Source organism: Nonomuraea sp. NPDC003560, from assembly GCF_042878785.1.
Taxonomy (GTDB): Bacteria; Actinomycetota; Actinomycetes; order Streptosporangiales; family Streptosporangiaceae; genus Nonomuraea.
In genome coordinates this window covers 38,838-57,677 of record NZ_JBIAOF010000009.1, presented here as the reverse complement: position 1 = coordinate 57,677, position 18,840 = coordinate 38,838, and the positions used below count along the sequence as shown (strand labels likewise).

The 18,840-nt window shown below is 72.0% G+C and carries 20 protein-coding genes; 5 read left to right on the top strand and 15 right to left on the bottom strand.

Annotated elements, in window-relative coordinates; all coding sequences use genetic code 11:
• Nucleotides 1-54 precede the first annotated feature (54 nt).
• The 6 genes from ACFYUV_RS31430 to ACFYUV_RS31405 form a co-directional block, all read right to left on the bottom strand.
• A complete protein-coding gene (locus ACFYUV_RS31430) occupies nt 55-426 on the bottom strand; it encodes a hypothetical protein (protein ID WP_387674530.1) in 372 nt (123 codons plus the stop codon).
• Nucleotides 426-1,586, bottom strand: a complete 1,161-nt coding sequence (locus tag ACFYUV_RS31425) for an alpha/beta hydrolase family protein (RefSeq protein ID WP_387674527.1) — start codon at nt 1,584-1,586, stop codon at nt 426-428. The genes ACFYUV_RS31430 and ACFYUV_RS31425 overlap by 1 nt, the downstream gene beginning before the upstream one ends.
• 174 nt (nt 1,587-1,760) lie before the next feature.
• Nucleotides 1,761-1,949: a hypothetical protein gene (locus ACFYUV_RS31420; RefSeq protein WP_387674525.1), complete on the bottom strand. Its 189-nt coding sequence runs from the start codon at nt 1,947-1,949 to the stop codon at nt 1,761-1,763.
• A 9-nt stretch (nt 1,950-1,958) separates the two neighbouring features.
• Nucleotides 1,959-3,110, bottom strand: a complete 1,152-nt coding sequence (locus tag ACFYUV_RS31415) for an FAD-binding oxidoreductase (RefSeq protein ID WP_387674523.1) — start codon at nt 3,108-3,110, stop codon at nt 1,959-1,961.
• A gap of 43 nt (nt 3,111-3,153) precedes the next feature.
• On the bottom strand, nt 3,154-4,059 hold the full coding sequence (locus tag ACFYUV_RS31410) for an LLM class flavin-dependent oxidoreductase (protein ID WP_387674521.1): 906 nt from the start codon (nt 4,057-4,059) through the stop codon (nt 3,154-3,156).
• Between the two features lie 179 nt (nt 4,060-4,238).
• On the bottom strand, nt 4,239-4,703 hold the full coding sequence (locus tag ACFYUV_RS31405; RefSeq protein ID WP_358287222.1) for a MarR family transcriptional regulator: 465 nt from the start codon (nt 4,701-4,703) through the stop codon (nt 4,239-4,241).
• A gap of 131 nt (nt 4,704-4,834) precedes the next feature.
• On the opposite strand from ACFYUV_RS31405, the gene ACFYUV_RS31400 reads away from it, so the two are divergent.
• Together ACFYUV_RS31400 and ACFYUV_RS31395 are read left to right on the top strand one after the other, a co-directional pair.
• Nucleotides 4,835-5,665, top strand: a complete 831-nt coding sequence (locus ACFYUV_RS31400; protein WP_387674518.1) for an NAD(P)H-binding protein — start codon at nt 4,835-4,837, stop codon at nt 5,663-5,665.
• A 124-nt stretch (nt 5,666-5,789) separates the two neighbouring features.
• On the top strand, nt 5,790-7,208 hold the full coding sequence (locus ACFYUV_RS31395) for an alpha/beta hydrolase family protein (RefSeq protein ID WP_387674515.1): 1,419 nt from the start codon (nt 5,790-5,792) through the stop codon (nt 7,206-7,208).
• Between the two features lie 22 nt (nt 7,209-7,230).
• Here the strand turns inward: ACFYUV_RS31395 and ACFYUV_RS31390 are convergent, their stop codons facing one another.
• The gene (locus tag ACFYUV_RS31390) at nt 7,231-8,283 is read right to left on the bottom strand and encodes a winged helix DNA-binding domain-containing protein (RefSeq protein WP_387674513.1); all 1,053 of its coding nucleotides are present in this window, start codon (nt 8,281-8,283) and stop codon (nt 7,231-7,233) included.
• On the bottom strand, nt 8,280-9,266 hold the full coding sequence (locus ACFYUV_RS31385; protein WP_387674510.1) for a zinc-binding dehydrogenase: 987 nt from the start codon (nt 9,264-9,266) through the stop codon (nt 8,280-8,282). Before ACFYUV_RS31385 ends, ACFYUV_RS31390 begins: the two co-directional genes overlap by 4 nt.
• Before the next feature lie 62 nt (nt 9,267-9,328).
• On the opposite strand from ACFYUV_RS31385, the gene ACFYUV_RS31380 reads away from it, so the two are divergent.
• A complete protein-coding gene (locus tag ACFYUV_RS31380) occupies nt 9,329-10,297 on the top strand; it encodes a helix-turn-helix transcriptional regulator (protein ID WP_387674507.1) in 969 nt (322 codons plus the stop codon).
• A 40-nt stretch (nt 10,298-10,337) separates the two neighbouring features.
• Here the strand turns inward: ACFYUV_RS31380 and ACFYUV_RS31375 are convergent, their stop codons facing one another.
• The 5 genes from ACFYUV_RS31375 to ACFYUV_RS31355 all read right to left on the bottom strand — a co-directional run bounded on the left by ACFYUV_RS31375 (nt 10,338) and on the right by ACFYUV_RS31355 (nt 14,805).
• Nucleotides 10,338-10,988, bottom strand: a complete 651-nt coding sequence (locus ACFYUV_RS31375; protein ID WP_387675571.1) for a carbon-nitrogen hydrolase family protein — start codon at nt 10,986-10,988, stop codon at nt 10,338-10,340.
• A gap of 175 nt (nt 10,989-11,163) precedes the next feature.
• Complete coding sequence (locus ACFYUV_RS31370; RefSeq protein ID WP_387674505.1) at nt 11,164-12,066, bottom strand: aminoglycoside phosphotransferase family protein; 903 nt, start codon at nt 12,064-12,066, stop codon at nt 11,164-11,166.
• 36 nt (nt 12,067-12,102) lie between these two features.
• Complete coding sequence (locus tag ACFYUV_RS31365) at nt 12,103-12,549, bottom strand: hypothetical protein (protein ID WP_387674502.1); 447 nt, start codon at nt 12,547-12,549, stop codon at nt 12,103-12,105.
• A gap of 279 nt (nt 12,550-12,828) precedes the next feature.
• Nucleotides 12,829-13,323: an NUDIX hydrolase gene (locus ACFYUV_RS31360; RefSeq protein ID WP_387674499.1), complete on the bottom strand. Its 495-nt coding sequence runs from the start codon at nt 13,321-13,323 to the stop codon at nt 12,829-12,831.
• Between the two features lie 78 nt (nt 13,324-13,401).
• Nucleotides 13,402-14,805, bottom strand: a complete 1,404-nt coding sequence (locus tag ACFYUV_RS31355; protein ID WP_387674496.1) for an MFS transporter — start codon at nt 14,803-14,805, stop codon at nt 13,402-13,404.
• Nucleotides 14,806-14,895: 90 nt separating this feature from the next.
• On the opposite strand from ACFYUV_RS31355, the gene ACFYUV_RS31350 reads away from it, so the two are divergent.
• On the top strand, nt 14,896-15,465 hold the full coding sequence (locus tag ACFYUV_RS31350) for a TetR/AcrR family transcriptional regulator (RefSeq protein WP_387674493.1): 570 nt from the start codon (nt 14,896-14,898) through the stop codon (nt 15,463-15,465).
• 214 nt (nt 15,466-15,679) lie between these two features.
• Nucleotides 15,680-16,621, top strand: coding sequence for a zinc-binding dehydrogenase (locus ACFYUV_RS31345; RefSeq protein ID WP_387674490.1), 942 nt, complete (start codon nt 15,680-15,682; stop codon nt 16,619-16,621).
• 25 nt (nt 16,622-16,646) lie between these two features.
• On the opposite strand, the gene ACFYUV_RS31340 is transcribed toward ACFYUV_RS31345, so the two are convergent.
• Both ACFYUV_RS31340 and ACFYUV_RS31335 read right to left on the bottom strand, forming a co-directional pair.
• Entirely contained in the window at nt 16,647-17,231 is a 585-nt protein-coding gene (locus ACFYUV_RS31340; RefSeq protein WP_387674488.1) for a TetR/AcrR family transcriptional regulator, read from the bottom strand.
• A gap of 26 nt (nt 17,232-17,257) precedes the next feature.
• The gene (locus ACFYUV_RS31335; RefSeq protein ID WP_387674485.1) at nt 17,258-18,784 is read right to left on the bottom strand and encodes an MFS transporter; all 1,527 of its coding nucleotides are present in this window, start codon (nt 18,782-18,784) and stop codon (nt 17,258-17,260) included.
• Nucleotides 18,785-18,840: the final 56 nt, after the last annotated feature.

Here is an 18,840-nt window from a genome sequence, read left to right as displayed (position 1 = left end):
CGGCGGGGTTCCTCCGTGGCGGCGCGGTCGCTTCGGGGCCGAGGACGCCTTGGTTCAGCCCCGTGTGACGTCGAAGGGCGGCAGGCCGGTCAGGTCCAGCACGGCTGCGGGCGGGAAGTCCGGCCACGAGTTCGGCGGCTCCTGGTTCAGGTTGCGCAGATGCCTGTCGATGAAGCGCTGGGTGTCCCGCAGCACCCTGACCGTGGTGGCGGCGTCGATGACGCCGTCCCGCAGCGCGTCGGCGAGCTCGTCGAGGTCCAGGACCTCGTAGCGGGGGCCGGCCGGGGGCACGACGATGTCCACGTAGAGGTCGCGGACCGTCAGCCAGCGATCGGTCGTGGGACGGCCGGGAACCCGCCAAGGGGGAAGGATCTCGACGTCGTAGGCCACGATGTTGTCGCCGGTCCGGAGCGCAGGCGTGCACATCAGCAGTTCTCGGCCGGCGGTGCGCAGAACAGGACCTCGGGATGGCGCTTGGAGGGCTTGTTCAGCAGGGGTTGCGGCCGGCCGCGCAGGTGCAGGTCGACGAAGGCGGCGACGTACCTGCGGGTGAGATCCAGCGAGCGGGTCTCCTTCAGGCCGCTGCCGAGGTCGACGCCGAGCTGCTGGAGCAGCATGTCGTAGTCGGTGAACGACGGGTGCAGCGCCCCCTTCACCACCAGCCAGCGTCTCCACCCGGTCAGGCGTTCCCAGTCGCGTCTCCAGGTGCCGTCGTTCGAGGGGGCGCCCATCAGCATGAACGGCCGCGCCAGTCCGCCGTCGGGGATCGGGAGGAACAGGCTGCCGTCCATGTTGATCCCCGCCCGTACCCGGGCGTCCCGCAGCATGGTCTCCGGGACGGCGGCGCCACCGATGGACTGACCCGCCATCGCGATCCGGGCCGGATCGATCAGGGCGCCGCCCTTCCACGCGGGCCGCGACCCGGTCAACCGGTCGAGCACGAAGCGCGTGTCGATCGCCCGGCTTCTGATCACCCTCTGGCCGAAGTCGTCGTCGTCGACGTTCGCGCAGGCGGCGCAGGTGGCGATCCGCCCGTCAGGGAAGGTGGTGGCGAAGTTCTCGTAGGTGTGGTCGATGCCGGCCACCACGAACCCCCGGCTCGCCAGGTCCTCGGCCAGACCCGTGAGGGAACTGCGCGGCCAGGTGAAGCCGGGCGACAGCACCACGAGCGGCAGGCCGCGCCGGCGTCCCGAGGGCTCGGCGTCTTCGAGGGCGTTCGTACGGGTGCGGCTCAGCCCGTCCGGCGGAATGGTCTCCAGTTCCTTGATCCCCGATCCCTTCAGGAGCAGCTCCGACTCCTTGGGGGTGACGTACGGCGCCCGCCGTCCGGCCTGCGCCGCCGTCGGGTACCACAGGGAGACCATGAGCTCCCTCGTCCTGACCGCGGGGACCCACGGGTCGGGACGGGCGGCGTCGGTCAGGTGCAGGGACGTCGTGCCGACCCGGTGCGGGCCGGTCGGCTTCGGGAGGTACGGCGTACCGGGTGCCGCGGCGGCGGCGGGTGTCCAGGCGAGGGAGGCCGTGAGGGCGAGCACCCCGGCTACGGCGGCCACGAGTGCGGGCCTTCTGGGCTTGTCGAGTGCCATGCGGTCGATTTTGCGGTTCCGGGGCCATGCCGACATCGGCCACGGGTCCACAACCCCCTCGGCCGAACGGCTGATCTTGCCCCCCTCCATGGACGCGGACGTTCCGGCATCCGACCTGGGACGGCTGCGCGCCACAGCCCGGCCGGCGCCAGGACCTGTGCGGGCGCGCGCCGGTCAGCAGCAGGCGAGGGTCCGTCGGCCGCGTGCGGCGGACGTCTCCTCGTCCTGGGCGATGCGGCCGCGCACCATGACCTCCATGACCTTCATGAAGCGCTGCGTCCTGACCCGGCCGATGACGAACGGGTTGGCCGCACCCCCGTTCGCCGACTGCGGGCTCGGCCGCAGCCTCCTGAAGGACCTCAACAGACTGTTTCAGCCAGGCATCGGCGGGATGTTGTGGTTGAAGCGGAACATGTTGCCGGGGTCGTGGGCCGTCTTGACGGCGACCAGCCGCTCGTACGCCTCCGGTGTGAACGCCTGCCGCACGTCCTCCGGATCGGTGTGGGCGACGCCCGCCATGAAGTTGAGCGTGCGCATCCCGCTGTTCCATGGGGCGAGGGTCTGGACGACCCGGTCGTGCCCGGCATGTACGGCCTCGTCCTCGCCGATGCCGAGGACACCGGCGGAGTACAGCTGGAACTGGGCGGCGGTGCGCGCGACCGCGTTCGGCAGGCGCGGCGGCCGGGCGAGGGCGCCGCCGAGATGACGGATCTCGATGCCGACCGCGCTGTTCGACCCGGGGCCCACCAGCGCCAGGATCGCCTCGACGGCGTCGTGGTCGAGGTGGGTGAGCTGGAAGTTGTCGATGTGGTACGAGCCGGGCGTCGGCGGATCGTTGTGGATGGTGCCGACCTCGGTGTACGGGAGGTCGGTGACGGTGTCGAGCAGCGGCGCGGCGATCTCGCGCAGCGGCTTGACCAGCCGGGCGCCGTCCTGTGGCGAGCCGAGGTGGCTCAGGCGCAGGTGCAGGGCGAAACGCCCGCGCAACTCCCCGGGGACCTCGGGCACATCGGGCCAGGGCATCATCAGGAAGGAGGAGCTGAGCTCGTCGGGCGCCTCGGTGACCCAGGTGCGGTAGAAGTGCAGCACGTCGCGGATCGACTCGGCCGGGAAGAACAGGCCGCCGCCGTAGATCCGCGACACCTCCACCAGTTCCACCTCAAGTGAGGTGACCACCCCGAAGTTGCCCTTGCCGCCGCGCAGCGCCCAGAACAGGTCGGCGTTCTCCTCCTGCGAGGCGGTGCGCGGTTCGCCGTCGGCGGTGACGACCTCGATGGAGCGTACGTAATCGGCGGCGTAACCGTAGCGGCGGGACAGCACGCCGATGCCGCCGCCCAGCGTGTAGGAGACGGCGCCGACGATGACGGCCGGGTGGTGTACGACGGAGCGGTCGAAGCCCTCCGCCTCCTCGGTGTACCCCGGGTCGCCGGGGAGGAAGACCGGGCCCTTGACGCTGCCGGCGAGTACCGTCACCGCCCCGGCGGTCAGAGCGGGGCCGCCCGTCGGCGGGATTTGCTCGATCACTGGCATGTCCTCACGTGTCGTCATTCAGGGGGCGCGGTCCCGGTCAGCCCGTGGTGAACTCGAAGGTCGGGTTGCGCCGGACCCCCACCCGCTCCAGCGCCTCGGCCAGCAGGTGGACCTGGTCCAGGGAACTGCTGACCGGGTAGAGCACCAGGTCGTCGACGCCCGCGTCCAACAGAGCGATCAGCTCCTTGAGCAGGCGCTCGTCGGAGTCGAGCGAGTCGGCGCGGACCGACTCGTAGTAGGGCGACTCCTTGGAGCCGTAGTAGTGGGCCACGTACTCGTCGGTGAGCTGGACGGCCTCGGGACCGCAGCAGAAGTAGCGGCCGGTGAGGATGTGCGGCCTGCCGGGCCGCCCAGCCGCGGCCCATGCCTCGGTGACGCCTTGCACGCCGTTCACGAGCAGGTCCAGGCTCAGCGTCGGCGCCACCCAGCCGTCGCCGAAGCGGGCGGCGCGGGCATGGCCGGCGGGGATCAGGCCACCGATGAGCAGCTTGGGACGGCCCTCGCCGGGCAGCGGGGTCGGGCCGGAGATGCTGGTGACCTCACCGTCCCAGACGCGGCGCATCTCGGTCAGGGTGTCGTCGAAGATCTTGCCGTGGCCCTTGTCGGGAGCGCCGCTGAGGGCGAAGTCGTCCGGCCAGCCCCCGATGCCCAGGCCCGCCGTGAGCCGGCCCTGCGAGATCAGCTCGACGGTGGCGAGCTGCTTGGCGAACAGGATCGGGTTGCCCCGCCATCCGACGTTCAGCACGCTGGTGAACAGCTGGACGCGCTCGGTCACCGCCGCGGCGATGCCGAGAGAGATCAGCGGGTCCAGGATGTCGTAGACCAGGCGGTCGATGGATCCCAGGGAGTGGAAGCCGAGGCGCTCGCTGTCCTCCGCCCACTGCTTGACCTCCCGCGCGGGACGTCCGGGAACGGCGATCGGCAGGCCGATTCCTATATTCACGAGCACTCCGTCTCAACCAGATCTCACTAGGGCACAACGATCTGGACGGTCCATTTCCGGCCGTCCTCATGCGCCCGCCGAGGGGCACAGCCGTGACGATATTCAGCGAGATCGGCATCGGGCTTGTACGGATCGGACATGCTCCGAACCGGCCGGCCCGGGCGCCTCCGCACCACGCTCTAGGCGGACGTCGTGAGGCGCTGTGCCTGTGCGCGGCCCACCGAGGCGGCCCGCTCCAGATAGTCGGCGATCAGGGCGAGCGCGTCGTCGTCGTAGTGGTCGAGCATCTCGACGAACGCCCTGCCGGGAACGTCCCAAGCCGCACCGATCCGGGCACGGGCCTCCGGGGTCAGGGCGACCAGGGCGCGCCTGCGGTCGGCCGGGTCGGCGTGCCGCACGACGAGACCCGCCTTGTCCAGGCGGTCGACCAGGCGGGTGGCCGAGCCGGGGGTGAGTCCGGCCAGGCGGGCGATCTCGCCGGTGCTGATCGGCCCCTGCTCCAGATCGAGCAGGGCCACGCATTGCAGGTCGGTGGGATGGAGGCCGAGCCGGTCGGCCATGGCCTGATTGAACAGCGTGTAGGCCGCGTAGTGGCGCTGACTCTCGTCGCTGATGCGCTTGAGCATCTCGGCTCGATTTGACACGTGCGGCTCCGTACTCCTCATAATGTTCGTCACGCAATCATTGCGTGACACAACTTCTGTGTCGCGCTTTCATTCTATCGACAGGCGTCGCGCTCACGTCGCGAAGAGTCTGCGAAGGGATCTGCACCGACATGACCACCCTTGTCACCGGCGCTCGCGGCGCCGTCGCGACCGCCCTCATCGGCCTCCTGCGCGAGCGGGGCTTGTCTGTACGACCGGCGTCCAAGGCCCCCGCCGACCCGTCCGTCGTCAGGTGCGACCTGGGCGATCCGTCCACCTTTGACCGTGCGCTCGCAGGCGTGACCTCGGTGTTCCTGTACGCCGAGCCGTCGCACGCGCAGGAGTTCGCCGCGGCGGCCGAGGCGGCCGGGGTCGAGCATGTCGTGCTGCTGTCCTCGGCTGCCGTGCTCATGCCCGATCCCGACAGCAACCCCTTGGCCGCCACGCATCTCGTCCCGGAACGCGCCCTGGCCGCCTCGCCCGTGCCGAGCACCGTCCTGCGGCCCGGCACCTTCTGCGGCAACGCGATGGCGTGGTCACGGGCCATCAAGTCGGGGACGCCGATCAACCTGCCCTACCCGCACGCGCACGTCGACGCCATCCACGAGGCGGACATCGCGGCGGTCGCGGCCGCCGTGCTGGCCGACCCCGCGCTCGGCGGCAGAGCGTACACACTGACCGGACCCCAGTCGCTCACGTTCACCGACCAGATCGAGATCCTCTCCCGCGTCACCGGGCGGGACATCGCGATCACGCCCGTCACCAGGCAGGAGTGGACGGCCGAAATGGCGCAGTACATGAACGCGGCCCTCGCGGACGCCCTGCTGGACTACTGGCAGAGCTGCGACGGCCGTCCGATCGAGCTCACGCCGGTGGTGGCGGAACTGACCGGCACGCCCGCGCGGACGTTCGCCTCCTGGGCCGAGGAGAACCGGGCAGCGTTCCTCGGCCGGCACGCCTGATCGCCGCGGCCCGGCCGCTTGCGACTCCGGTCGCAGACAGGTCGCGGCGGTCATACCGGGGTCGCATGCGGCTCTCGGCCTCGGGCCCGATGTCCGGCCGAGGTCATTGCGACACCGTGATCACATGAACGTGACCGTGTTCGGCCTGTCCCTCGTGGAACTCCTGGCCCTGGCAGCCGCCGTCGTGCTGGTGCTGGCCCGCTGGCTGCCGTCCGGAGCGCGCCGGCCGTCGATCCTGGCCGGTGCGGCGGCCCTCGTGGTGTCCGCGGGCGTGCTGGCCGTGCTCGGGATCCGCTGGCAACTCCTCCCCGTCCTCGCAGGCGGGGGCATCGCGCTGGCGTTCGCCGCGCCGTCCCTGCTGGGGTGGCGTGCCGGGCGGCGGGCTCGATGGTGGCTGGCGCTGCCCGGGTCGGCGGCATGCCTGGCGCTGGTCGTCGCGGGCGCGACGGCGGCGTGGGCGCTGCCCCTGCCCGTGTTCCCCGAGCCGTCGGGCGCCTACGCCGTCGGCACCACCGTCGTCCAGTGGACCGACGCTGATCGGGCGGAAGCCGCCACGTCCGGGACCGATGACAAGCGGGTGATCGTCGTCCAGCTCTGGTATCCCGCGCGGGACGTCCCCCCGGCCGCCGAGCGGGCGCGGTACCTCGGCCGCACGGCACGCGAAGCCCAGGTCGTCGCCCGTGGCCAGGCCGAGTACCTGGGCCTTCCCGCCTTCGTTCTGGACGAGCCGGCACGCGCCCGCACGCGTTCGGTGCCCGATGCGCCGGTGGCCGGCGGGGGCCGGTTCCCCTTGGTGCTGTTCTCGCCCGGGCTCGGAGGTGTGCGCACCCAGAACACCGCCTGGGCCGAGGAACTGGCCGGCCGCGGGTACGTCGTGGCCGCACTCGACCACCCGTACGACTCGGCCGTCGTCACCCTCGCCGACGGCCGAACGGTCCGCACGCGCGTCGCGGCCACCGGCGACCAGGCGGAGGACAACAGACGCGCGGCCGGATGGACGGCGGTCAGAGCCGCCGACCTCAGCTTCGTCCTCACCCAGCTCGGCCGCCTGGACAGTGGAGAGATCCCGGGCCTCCTGAGCGGACGCCTCGACGTCCGCCGCGCCGCGGCGACCGGTCACTCCCTCGGGGGCGCCGCCGCCCTGCAGGCCGCCCGCCAGGACCCCCGCTTCGCGGCCGTCATCGACCTGGACGGCTTCCCCCGCGACCCCGCCGCGCGCCCCTTCCACCAGCCCGTGCTCGCGCTCACCCACGACGTCGAACCGGGCGAGTCGCCGGACTACATCCCGCGCCTCACGCAGGTGCTCCAGCTCAGCACGGCGACCGGCTACCGGCTCACCGTCCCCGGCACGGCGCACCTCACCTTCACCGACGCGCCGCTCTTCATGCCGCCCCTGCCCGCGCTCATCGGCTCTCTCGGCCGGACCGCCGGGCCGCGCATCACCGCGGCCGCCACCGTCGCCTTCCTGGACGCCACACTCCGCGGCACCTCCGGCGACCTCGCCGCGACCCTGTCCAGGTACGGCCACCTGACCGTCCTGTGACGCCCGTTCTTGGTCGTCGCGTTCAGCGGCACGACAGGAACGGCAGCAGTCGGCTGATCTCGTCGTCCACTGCCTGCTGTTCGTCCCGGGAGAAGCTCCCGAACGGGGTCAGTCGTACGTCGCCTGCGGTGAAGGACCAGGTGCCGCGGACGTAACCGTCGACGAGCACGGTCGGCAGCACCCTGGCCTGCCCGGGGGTGACGTGCTTGCGGTCGGCGTCGGCGATGATGCGGCTGCGGTCGGCGTGGCCCAGGAGGGCGTTGTCGTAGGCGGGCAGCAGCCGCACCGGCGCGGGGGTGTCGGGGTCGGGGAGCGGGGCATCGGGCAGGTCGAACAGGCGCCGGCCGTCGGGGCCGGTGCAGTGGCGCAGGTCCGAGCCCATGTCCGAGACGATCTGGTCCAGCCGGGTCAGCCCGCACCACGCCTGGACGTCCGCCACGGTGGCGGGCCCGAAGGCGGCCAGGTAGCGGCGGACCAGGTCGCGGAGCGCGGCGGGCTGCGGGGCCTCGACCGGCGCGGCGCTGACGGCGATCGATGAGCGGGTCCCCCACCCGCCCCAGGACGCGGTGGCCGGATCGTGGACGAGCGGGGTGCGCAGCTCGACCTCACCTGCCAGGACTCGGCTGTCGCGGCCCGGGTGGAGGGACGCGAGGCGCCCGGCGAGCTCCTTCCTGGGCAGCGGCCCGGTCCGCAGCAGGGCGCGTCCCTCGGCCACCAGCGTTTCGGGGTCGAGTCCGGCGTTGTTGCGCCGGAAGTGCGCCGAGTCGGCGGTGCGGTTCAGGACGGGCTGCAGCACCGGCCGCAGCCGACGGAAGTCGTCGGCTGCGGCGAGGTGCATCGTGCTGCGCAGGAAACCGGACCGGACGACCCGTCCCTGGGCGAGCAGGGCGGTGAGGTCGGCGTGGGTGAAGTCGCGGATGCGGGCCCACAGGCCGACGTAGGGCCAGTTCGGCTCCTGCGCCTGCATGGCGACCAGGCGGCCGATCACCTCCAGGGCCGTCAGGTCGGCCCGCTCCAGCAGGAACTGCCGCTGGAGCAGGGCCCGGTTGAGCGCCCGGCGGGACAGGACGGTCATACCAGCCGCACCGAGACGTTGCCGCGGTAATCGCCGCGCAGCAGGGCCAGGAACGCGCCGGGGACGCCGTCGATGCCGGTCTCGACGACGGTCCGCGGGTAGACGAACCGGCCCTGGTCGAGCGCTGTGCGGAAGTGGCGGTGCCAGGCGGCGAGCTGGTCGGGGGTGTGGTGGCAGGAGAACGGCAGCAGCTCGACGTCCCTGGCCAGGGCGGCGTCGCGGTCGGGCTCGGGGAAGCGGTCGGCGGCGGCGCCGAGCTGGGTGGACAACGATCCGCACAGGGCGAACCTGGCGCCGGGCGCGGCGACTTCGAGCGCGGCGTCGTACAACGCGCCGCCGACGGTGTCGAAGAAGACGGTGATGCCCTCCGGGGCCAGCTCCTTGAGCGCGGCGACCGGGTCGTGGTGGTAGTCGAAGGCGGCGTCGAAGCCGAGTTCGTCCACGAGGTAGTCGGCCTTGGCCTGGCTGCCCGCGCTGCCGATCACCCTCCTGGCGCCCAGGTTGCGGGCGATCTGCCCGGCCAGCGAGCCGACACCGCCGGCCGCGCCGGAGACGAAGACGACGTCGCCCTCGCCGACCTTGGCCACGTCCGCGACGCCGTGGTAGGCGGTCGGGCCCTGGGCCAGGTGGTAGGTCGGGTCGGGATAGGCGTCCGGGTCGAGCTTGACGTAGGAGGCCGCCGGTCCCGCCGAGTGCGTGCTCCAGCCGCTCATCGACTGGACCAGGTCGCCCTCCCGCAGGTCAGGGCTCGCCGAGCGCAGCACGGTGCCGATCGCCATGACGCCCACCCGCCGGCCGGGCTGCCAGGCCGGGATCGGAAGGTGGCAGTCGGCGCGCATGAGTTCGAGACAGGTGGCGGCCAACCCCAGATAGTCGGTACGGACCACGACCTCCCCCTCGATCTCGGCCGGAGCGACGGTGAAGTGCTCGGGGCCCGGGACGGCGGCGATCTGGGCGGTCAACTGAACCTCTTGAGTGATCATGGTGACCACTTTAGGAAGGCTTCCGGCCAGTTTCTGACCGGAAGTACACAGATAATGGCGATATGGCCAACACCAGTTCCCGCACCCTCACCCTGCTGTCGTTGCTGCAGACGCACCGCCACTGGCCGGGCGCCGATCTGGCCGAGCGGCTCGGCGTGTCGGAACGCACACTTCGCCGCGATGTCGATCGCCTGCGCGAGCTGGGCTATCCCGTGCACGCCTCCCGAGGCACCGACGGCGGCTACCAGCTGGCGCCCGGGGCCGTGCTGCCGCCGTTGCTGCTCGACGACGAAGAAGGGGTCGCGCTGGCGGTCGGAATGGGAGACGCGGCGCAGAGCGGCATCGCGGGGCTGGAGGAGGCGGCGGTGCGCGCGCTGACCAAGGTGGTGCAGGTCCTGCCGCCTCGCCTGCGGGCCCGGGTGAACGCGCTGCGCGCGATGACCGTCTCGGCGGCCTCGGCCGGGCCGGTGATCCCGGCGGAGGTGCTGACGATGATCGCCCAGTCCTGCCGGGACCAGGAACGGCTGCGCTTCGACTACGTCGCACGCGCCGGCGCGCGCACCGAACGCGAAGTGGAGCCCCATCGCCTCGTCGCGCTCGGGGGCCGCTGGTATCTGGTGGCCTACGACCTGACCAGGCACGACTGGCGCAGCTTCCGCCTCGACCGGCTGGCCCAGCCACGCAACACCGGCGCCCCCTTCCTGCCACGGCCGCTGCCCGGCGGGGACGCCGCCGCGTTCGTCCGCACCGCGGCCCAGGTCCCCACCGCCAGGACCGTCGTCGCGCTGGTTCACGCACCGGCGGAACAGGTACGCCGGAGGGCCGGCCGATGGGGCGAGATCGAACCGGTCGACCCCGATCGATGCCGGCTCACGATGACCTCCACCAGCCTGGACTGGCCCACGCAGGCCCTGGGCAACATCGGCGCGGAGTTCGAGGTGCTGGAATCGCCGGAGTTCGTCGATCACCTCAGAGACTGGGGCACCCGGTTTCTCGACGCCGTCGACAGATCGTCCCCCGGGTCGCGGTGACAGCTGTGCATTCGAGTCGCCGGGTGGCGCGTGACGACGGTCAGAATGCCGTGCGGGTCCCGCTGCGGGGATCCTCCGGCACCAGGTGATCGTCATAGAGTCCGGCGCGTGCCAGGCGTCGCCAGGGCCGGGCCAGGCGGACCGACACGTCGATGTCGGCGTCCGTCGCGTCCAGGTCGAGATCTGCCACGGCCAGGGCCGGGCGGCCGTCTGCCGGACAGCGCGCGAGCCAGCGGCCGCCCGGCGCGACGACCCCTGACGGGACGGTCGCGCTGAACTGCGCCGGGACGGAGTACCCGAGCCAGTAGCCGTACAGCCTTCCGTACGCCTGCGCGACGACCGCCCGCGCCGCGTCGTCGACCATCACCGACAGCAGCACGCAGTCCACGTCCAGGCGCTCGTACTCGGCGAACACCTCGGGGAACTCGGCCTCGATGCACAGTGCGCACCCGAACCGGACGCCGTCGATCTCGAAGACGACCGGGGACGAACCGGGCGCGTACAGGAACGACACCTCGGTGTTCGACAAAAACCGCTTGTCATAGCGCGTGACCAGCCGGCCCTGGTCGGAGACCACGTACAGGCTGTTGTGCGGCCGGTTCGGCGGGGTCAGCGGGTGGATCGAGCCGAAGGCCACCCAGAGCCCGAGTCGTCCTGCCAGGTCGGCGATCGACTCGGCCTCCTCGTGCAGCTCGTCTGGAGGCGCTGCTGGAGCTCAAGCGCCAATCGGCGGCCTGGGACCGGAGGGTCTTCGACACCGTCGAAAGGCTCACCGGCCGGGCTCCGCTGACCCTCCACGACTGGGTTCGCGAGAACGTCCACGCCTTCCGGTGACGGAACCGTCCCGGCGCGGGCCGTGGCGTGCCTCACACGCCCTTCAGCACACGATCGAGCGCCGCCCGGCCCGCAGGCCCCCAGTGCGGCTTGCCGCCGGGCAGGCCGCGATCTCCGTTCTGCCCCATGAGCAGCAGGAAGAGGCTCTTCAAGGCGGCCAGCCCGCGGGCGCGCCGGATCGTCGCCTCGTCCGCCTGTCCGTACGCGTCGAAGAAGCGTGCGGCCGCGCCCGCGGGGAGCAGCACCCATGCGGCGGCCAGGTCCCACGCCGGATCGCCGGCGAACAAGGAACCGAAGTCGACGACGCCCGCGAGCGTTCCGTCCGAGACGACCACGTTCGCGGGATGCAGGTCGCCGTGCACCCACACCGGCGGCCCCGCCCACTCGGGGGCGGCGACCGCATCGGCCCACACGTCACGGACGGCGCCGACATCGCCGACGGCGCCGGGGTCGACGGCCTGCAAGAAGTGTTCGAAGCCGCTCGTGCACCTTTGGGGGTGAGCGCCGAGGTCCGCGCTGGCGGGGGCCTCGGCGGGCGCCTCCACATGAAGCGCCCGCAGGAAGCCCGCCAGCGTGTCGGCCGCGTGGGCGCCCCTGCTGATCGAGCCGTGGTCCAGCGGCTCGCCGGCGACCCACGTCATCACGGTCCAGTGCTTGGGGAACCGCCCGGACGGTTCGCCGAACCGCACAGGGGTCGGCACCGGCAGCGGCAGGCGCGGGGCCAGCACGGGCAGCCACCGCCGCTCCTTGAGCTGGAGCTCCGGGGTGGGGTCCATGCGCTGCATGCGCACGGCCAACTCGTCCCCGAGGCGCCACATCTGGTTGCCCCAACCCCCCGCCACCTCCCGGACGGCCAGCCCGGCAAGGTCTGGATGTTGCTCCCGCAGCAAGTCACGGACCAGGTCAGCGGTGATCTCGATCTCGGTGTCGGTCATGCGAAGCCACAGTACCGAGGCGGCCGGTGTCGGACGTCAGTCGATGCGCTGGCAGATCGTCACCGGCAGACGCGCCGACCAGGTGCGGGTGGCCTCGTCGTAAGCCTGCGCGTAGCCGTTCTTGCTGCCGGAGCAGGGGGCGGCGATGGTCGTCTCCACGTAGACGGCGCCGCCGGGGGTGACGGGGTGGGTGCGGGCGATCACCCACCTGGAGAACTTCGTGACGCCGTTGTTGAACTTGACGGTCACGAAGACGCGGCGGTCGACGGTGAAATTGCCGCCGGCGACCTTGAGGTGGTTGTTGAAGGTGTAGGTGAACAGGAAGGAACGCGCCTGTGCGAGATCCCGGGCGTGGCTGGTGTTGTCGAGGCCGGAAGGCGAGGCCGGCGACGCGTTCGCGGCGCTGCTCATGGCCGGGACGGTCAGGGCGATGGTCGCGGCGGTGGCGGTCAGGCCGAACAGGGCGCGCAAGCTGCGGTTCATCGGAACCTCCTGTTGTATGGGGACTTGAGCACCATTGAGCGGCCGACCGCCTGCAACGCGCTTTCAAGCCCCCGGACATCCGCCGACCAGCATTTCCTGACCCCGCTGTCAGGGCAGCACGTCGATGCTTCGGCGAGGTGCGGCTGGACCTGGCCAGGCGTCTGCCGTTGAGCGGCGCTGCGAACCGCCGCAGCCCGGATCCCGCGGCTCCGCCCCTGCGACCCGGCCCGCCAGGCGGCGCATGGTGATCGCCCCGGGTCCGCCCGGGAGCGGCTGTCGTCACTGAGCCGGGTGGCCGAGATATCGGTGCAGGGCTTGTCGTCCGGCTGGGACGAAAGGCCCTCGATCGACCACCTTGCGCAGTTCGGGCTCCGTGACCCAGGCATGCCAAGCGATCTCGGACGGGTCCGGAGTCAACGGCTCGGCGACCAAGGCCTCGTGCACCCCGAACCAGACAGGGCTGATCCCCGCCTGGCACAGGAACCTGAACAGAAGACGGACCGGAACGCCGACGCTCAGTTCCTCGACCAGTTCCCGGGCCGCCGCGTCCTCATACGATTCCCCTACGCCCACGGCGCCGCCGACCAGCACGTCATAGTGGCCGGGAAAGCGAACATGCTCCTCGGCCCGGCGCAGCACGAGGATCCGCCCCGTCGGATCGCGGCAGATCGTCGCCGCGATCCGATGCATCCACCGCCGGCGCACCGCCTCTGCGCGCTCCACGACCTCCAGCACGCGGTCCTGTTCATCCACCCGCTCGACCAGCTCACCCACGCGGCACACGGTCGCAGACGCCACTGACAATCCTTACCGAGGTGCGCTGTCGGAGAAGTCGACGGCCGGGACGAGCCGTCAGCGGACGCTCGCCGACTGCTCGGCCTCCTGACTGTTCGCCCGGACGCCGCTCGGCGTCCGGGCCGCGGCCAGCCACAGGCCGGTGAAGACGGCGCAGGCCAGCGTCACGGCACCCGCCACGAGGAAGGCGCTGTTGAGGCCGGACTCGAACGAGGCTCCGCCAACCTCCCGCGTGTGCACGATCGCCCCGAGCACCGCCACGCCGAGCACCGCGCCGATCTGCCGGGTGGTGCTGGCGACGCCCGAGGCGAGGCCGCCCTCCTGCGGGCTGACCGCCTGGATGGCGGCCCCGGTCAGCGGTGACATGGTGAGAGCGAACCCGATGCCGACGACCGCCAGCCGCCACCACACGTTCCCGTAGCCGGTGTCGGCGTGGACGAAGCCCAGCGCCAGCAGCCCCAGCCCGGCCAGCGCCAGGCCGGTGCCGGTGACGACGCGGAAGCCGTACCTGGCCGCGAGCCGGCCCGCGTACGGGCTGACGATCACCATGGCCAGCGAAACAGGCAGCGTCTGCAGCCCGGCGACCAGGATCGAAGTGCCCTGGACGTACACGAAGAACTGGGAGAAGAAGAACGACGACCCCATCAGCGCGAACCCGACCACGACCATCGCCGTGTTGGACACCGTGAACAGCCGCTGACGGAACAGCCGCAGCGGCAGCATCGGCGTCGCCACCCGGCCCTCGACCACGACGAACGCGGCCAGGAGCACCAGCCCGGCGGCGAAGCTGCCCAGGATCACCGGCGAGGTCCAGCCTCGGGAACCGCCCTCGATCAGGCCGTACGTCACAGCCCCCACGCCCGCGGCGGACAGGACCGTGCCGGGGACGTCGATCGGCGGCGCGCTCGGGTTGCGGGACTCCCCCAGCACGCGCAGCCCGGCCAGCAGCAGGACCGCCCCGATGGGCACGTTGACCAGGAAGATGGCGGGCCAGCCGAAGGACTCCACCAGGATCCCGCCCGCCAGCGGTCCGGCGGCCAGGCCGAGGCCGCTGAACCCGGCCCACAATCCGATCGCCCTGACGCGCTCCTTCGGGGCGGGATACGCGGCGGTGAGCAGCGCCAAAGAGGCGGGGCTCAGCGCCGCGGCCCCGACGCCCTGCAGCACCCGTCCGGCGATCAGCCAGCCGATCGAGGGCGCGAGCGCGCACACCACCGAGGCGGCCGTGAACACCACCACCCCGGCCAGGAACACCCGCCGGCGGCCGAACCGGTCGGCGAAGACGCCGCCAGACAGCAGCAGCATGGCCACCAGCAGCACGTAGGCATCGACGATCCACTGCAGACCGGTCAGCCCTATGTGCAGCCGCTGCTGCATGTCAGGGAGGGCGGCGCCGACGATCGTGTTGTCGAGCAGCACCATGAACTGGCCTGCGCAGGTCAGGGTGAGCAACGCTCTCACGTACATCTCTCCTAAAAGCAGTTGGTGACTGCGTTAACGTAGACCCTCTGAGGCTCTAACGCAAGTCCCAACTGCGTTAAGGTGGGACGCATGGATGAGCAGGGGCGGGCCAAGCGGCCCGGCGGGCGCAGCGCCCGGGTCCGCGCGGCAGTGCATCAAGCCGTGACCGAGCTGGTCAGGGAGCGCGGCTACGGACATTTCACGATCGGCGACATCGCGGCCCGCGCGGGCGTGGCCGACACCAGCCTCTACCGCCGGTGGGGCAACCTCCAGGCCCTGCTCAGCGATGTGCTGCTGACCCGGCTCAACGCGCAGTCGCCGATGCCCGACACCGGCAGCCTGGCCGGCGACCTGCGCACCCACGCCGCCAACGTGGCCCGCGAGGTCACCGGCCCCGACGGCCTGGCGCTGGTGCGGCTGACCCTCGCGCTGTCCGGCGAGGGCCAGCAGGGCCTGCAGGCGCGCGACGAGCTTCTGGCCGACCGCACCAGCCAGCTGCAGGCCGTGCTCGACCGCGCCCGCGCCCGCGGCGAGAACCCGCCCGACGTGCTGGAGGTGCTGGACCACCTCCTGGCGCCGATCTACATGCGCGTCCTGTTCAACGCCGGGCCGCTCACCTCTGACTACCTCGACGGGCTGGTCGACCGGTTGCTCGCCTGATCCGGTCCGTCGCGCCGTGGAACCGGCGACCGAAGGACCGATGCGTGAACCCCGGCCAGCCCCGACCGGCGACCTGCCCGAGCACTACTGGCGACCGAGCCCCTAGCCCGGGTGACACCGCCGCCGGAATGCATGAAGACTCTTCATGCATTCCGCCTCATCCACAAATCCCGCCCGCTACCTGCGCAACCGCCCGGCTCCTAGCGTTGACGGCATGAGAGCGATGGTTGCAGAACGCCTCGGCGAACCCGATGTCCTGACCCCCGCCGACCTTCCCGACCCAACGCCGGGCCCCGGCCAGATCCTCCTTGACGTCGAGGCCGCCGGTCTCAACTTCGCCGACGCCGAGCGCCTGCGCGGCACCTACCTGCCGCCGCAACTGCCGTTCATCCCGGGCGGCGAGGTCGTCGGCCGGGCCCCGGACGGTCGCCGCATGCTTGCCTTCGCCGGCAGCGCGTTCGCCACCAAGGCGCTGGTGCAGGATCCGGTCGAGATCCCCGAGGACCTTTCCGCGGGCGCCGCGCTCGCCCTCCTGGTCCAGGGATTGACCGCCTGGCACCTGCTGCGTACGGCCGCGCGGGTCCGCCCCGGCGAAACCGTCGTCGTCAACGCCGCAGCGGGAGGCGTCGGCCACCTGGCGATCCAGCTGGCCAAGGAGTTCGGCGCCGGACGGGTCATCGGCACCGCCTCCACCCCCGGCAAGCGCGCCCTGGTCCGCCGGCTCGGCGCCGACGCCGCGATCCCCGGCGACGTCGACGGCTACGCCGAGCGCGTCCGCGAAGCCAACGACGGCGCCCTGGCCGACGTGATCCTCGACGCCGTCGGCGGCCCCGTCTTCGAGGCAGCCCCCTGTGCGCTGGCGCCCTTCGGCCGCCTGATCGCCTACGGCACCTCCGGCGGGATCGACGCCGCCCCCATCGACCCCGGGATCCTGAGCGAGCGCAACATCACCGTCGGCGGCTACTGGCTGGGCGCCCACCTGCGCCTCCCCGGCAGCCGTGCCGCCGAGCCACTGCACGACCTGCTCGCCCTGGCCGCCTCGGGACGCGTCCACCCCACGGTGGGCGCCGAATACCCGCTCGACCAGGCCGCCGCCGCCCTCACCGCCCTGGCCGCCCGCCGCACCACCGGCAAGGTCATCCTCCGCATGACGTGAAGCCCTTCAGGGCATTCCTGGACGCTCAGTCGCGGACGGCTCGTTGCAGGACGGCCTGGATGTGGTCAGGGTCGGCGGGCACGTTGTCGAGGAGGATCGCGGTGCACAGGCCGTCGGAGGCCGCGACGAGGGCGGCGATGGCCGCGGGGTCGTCGGTCAGTGTGGTGGCGAGTTCGGCGATGTTCTGCCGCCAGCGTCGTGCCACGGGACGCAGGGCGGGGCGGCGGGCGGCCAGGGTCGCCAGCTCGCGTTCGGCCAGGGCGCGTTCACGTCCGGTGCCGGCGGACTCGGCGATGAGGTGGGCCAGGCCGCTGAGCTTGTCGCCGGGGGTGTCGATGATGTCGCGGATGCGGGCGGTGTAGGCGTCGGCGACGGTCGTGAGGGCGGCGACGAGCAGGTCGTCGAGGGTGGCGAAGTAGTAGGTGCTCAGGGACGTCGTGGTGCCGGCCTGCTTGGCGACCGTGCGATGGGTGACGCCGGCCGCGCCGTCGCGGGTGACCACGGCGAGGGTGGCCTCGATGATCTCCGCGCGTCGCCTCTCGCCACGTGCGCGGCGTCCGTCGACGTGCTCGCCGTCGTCGGCGGTGTCGTCCTTGCTGCTCCTCGGCACGAGCCCCAGGATAGTCGGACCATCGTTCAAACGTCGGTGTCGCGAGGCCGCTCCGCCCCGAGCGGGGGCACGTGGCGCAGCATCGCGAGGCACAGCGCCGTGGCGGCGGCGATGGCGACCCCCGCGACCAGGGAGGCGACGTTGAGCCCGGCGGTGAAGGCGTGCCGGGCCGCCTCGACGGTCCCGGGCGGAAGGCTGTCGGTGATCGCCACGGTTGAGTTCAGGCTGTCGGTGAGGGGGCCGGAGCTCTCCGGCGTCAGACCTTCGGGCACCGTCACCCGGGTGCGGTAGACGGCGGTGGTGAGGCTGCCGAGCAGGGCGACGCCGATGGCGATGCCGAGTTCCTGGACCGTCTCGGAGATCGACGCCGCCGACCCGGACCGCGCGGCCGGCACCGCGCCCACCACCATGTCGGTGCCCAGGGCGGCGAGGGCGCCCAGCCCGAGGTAGACGAACGTGAAGCCGGCCGCCACGGGGACCGCGTCGCCGAGCCCCGCGGTGGCGAGCAGCGCGTAGCCGGCGAGGGACGCCCCCAGGGCGGCGCCCATGACCGAGCCGGGACGGAAGCGCCGGGCGACCAGCGGAGCACCGATGGCGGCGGCGAACATGGCCAGCGCCGGCGGTCCCATCCAGAGCCCCGCGTCGAAGGGGGTGAGCCCTTCGACGAGCTGGAGGTACTGCGTGACCAGGTACATCGAGCCCCCGACCCCGGCCAGGCCGATGAGCAGCACGCCCAGGGCCACGACGAAGGCCCGGTTGCCGAACAGCGTCACGTCCAGCAGCGGGTCGGGCAGGCGGCGTTGGCGGCGTACGAACACGATCGTGGCCAGAACGCCCGCTCCGGCGCAGGCGAGGACCGGGCCGCCGGGCCCCTCGGAGGCGATGTGCTTGACGGCGTAGATGACCGGCAGGATCGCCGCCAGGGACAGGCCCACGCTGACCAGGTCGAGCCGGCCGCCGGACGGGGCCGCGTACTCGGGAAGCAGGGCGCGCGCCCCGGCCAGGACGACGAACGCGACGGGCACCGCCGCCAGGAACGGCGCTCCCCACCAGAAGGAGTCCACCAGGGCGCCGCCCACGATCGGCCCGGCGGCCATGCCGAGCGCGAACATCGTGGCCCAGACCCCGATCGCGACCGCGCGCTGACGCGCGTCGGGGAACATGTTCGAGATCAGCGACAGCGTGGAGGGCATGAGCGTCGCCCCGGCCACCCCCAGCAGGGCTCGCGCGAGGATCAGCAGCTCGGCCGTGGGGGCGAACGCGGCGAGCACCGAGACCGCCGCGAAGGCGATCATCCCGGCCCGCAGCAGCCGGCGCCGTCCGATCCGGTCGCCCAGCGTGCCCATGGTGACGAGGAACCCGGCGACGAGGAACCCGTAGGCGTCCATGATCCACAGCAGCTGGGTGGCTGACGGTGACAGGTCGGCCGCCATGCTCGGCGCCACCAGGTACAGGACGGTCACGTCCAGCCCCAGCAGCACCGTCGGCATGGCCAGCAGGCCCAGGCCCGCCCACTGGCGCGCCCCCGCCCGCGTGAACTGTCGCTGCGTCATCGGGTCCCCCTCGTTCTCATCATGTTGAACGCTAGTACAACTTGTACGTACGTTCA

Bases quoted from the DNA above. Each gene is read 5' to 3' on its own strand.
- ACFYUV_RS31400 (WP_387674518.1), top strand. From the start codon at position 4,835: ATGACCACCCTTGTCACCGGCGCTCGCGGCGCCGTCGCGACCGCCCTC.
- ACFYUV_RS31390 (WP_387674513.1), bottom strand. From the start codon at position 8,283: ATGACCGTCCTGTCCCGCCGGGCGCTCAACCGGGCCCTGCTCCAGCGG.
- ACFYUV_RS31380 (WP_387674507.1), top strand. From the start codon at position 9,329: ATGGCCAACACCAGTTCCCGCACCCTCACCCTGCTGTCGTTGCTGCAG.
- ACFYUV_RS31425 (WP_387674527.1), bottom strand. From the start codon at position 1,586: ATGGCACTCGACAAGCCCAGAAGGCCCGCACTCGTGGCCGCCGTAGCC.
- ACFYUV_RS31430 (WP_387674530.1), bottom strand. From the start codon at position 426: ATGTGCACGCCTGCGCTCCGGACCGGCGACAACATCGTGGCCTACGAC.
- ACFYUV_RS31350 (WP_387674493.1), top strand. From the start codon at position 14,896: ATGGATGAGCAGGGGCGGGCCAAGCGGCCCGGCGGGCGCAGCGCCCGG.
- ACFYUV_RS31395 (WP_387674515.1), top strand. From the start codon at position 5,790: ATGAACGTGACCGTGTTCGGCCTGTCCCTCGTGGAACTCCTGGCCCTG.
- ACFYUV_RS31345 (WP_387674490.1), top strand. From the start codon at position 15,680: ATGAGAGCGATGGTTGCAGAACGCCTCGGCGAACCCGATGTCCTGACC.
- ACFYUV_RS31385 (WP_387674510.1), bottom strand. From the start codon at position 9,266: ATGATCACTCAAGAGGTTCAGTTGACCGCCCAGATCGCCGCCGTCCCG.
- ACFYUV_RS31370 (WP_387674505.1), bottom strand. From the start codon at position 12,066: ATGACCGACACCGAGATCGAGATCACCGCTGACCTGGTCCGTGACTTG.
- ACFYUV_RS31335 (WP_387674485.1), bottom strand. From the start codon at position 18,784: ATGACGCAGCGACAGTTCACGCGGGCGGGGGCGCGCCAGTGGGCGGGC.
- ACFYUV_RS31365 (WP_387674502.1), bottom strand. From the start codon at position 12,549: ATGAACCGCAGCTTGCGCGCCCTGTTCGGCCTGACCGCCACCGCCGCG.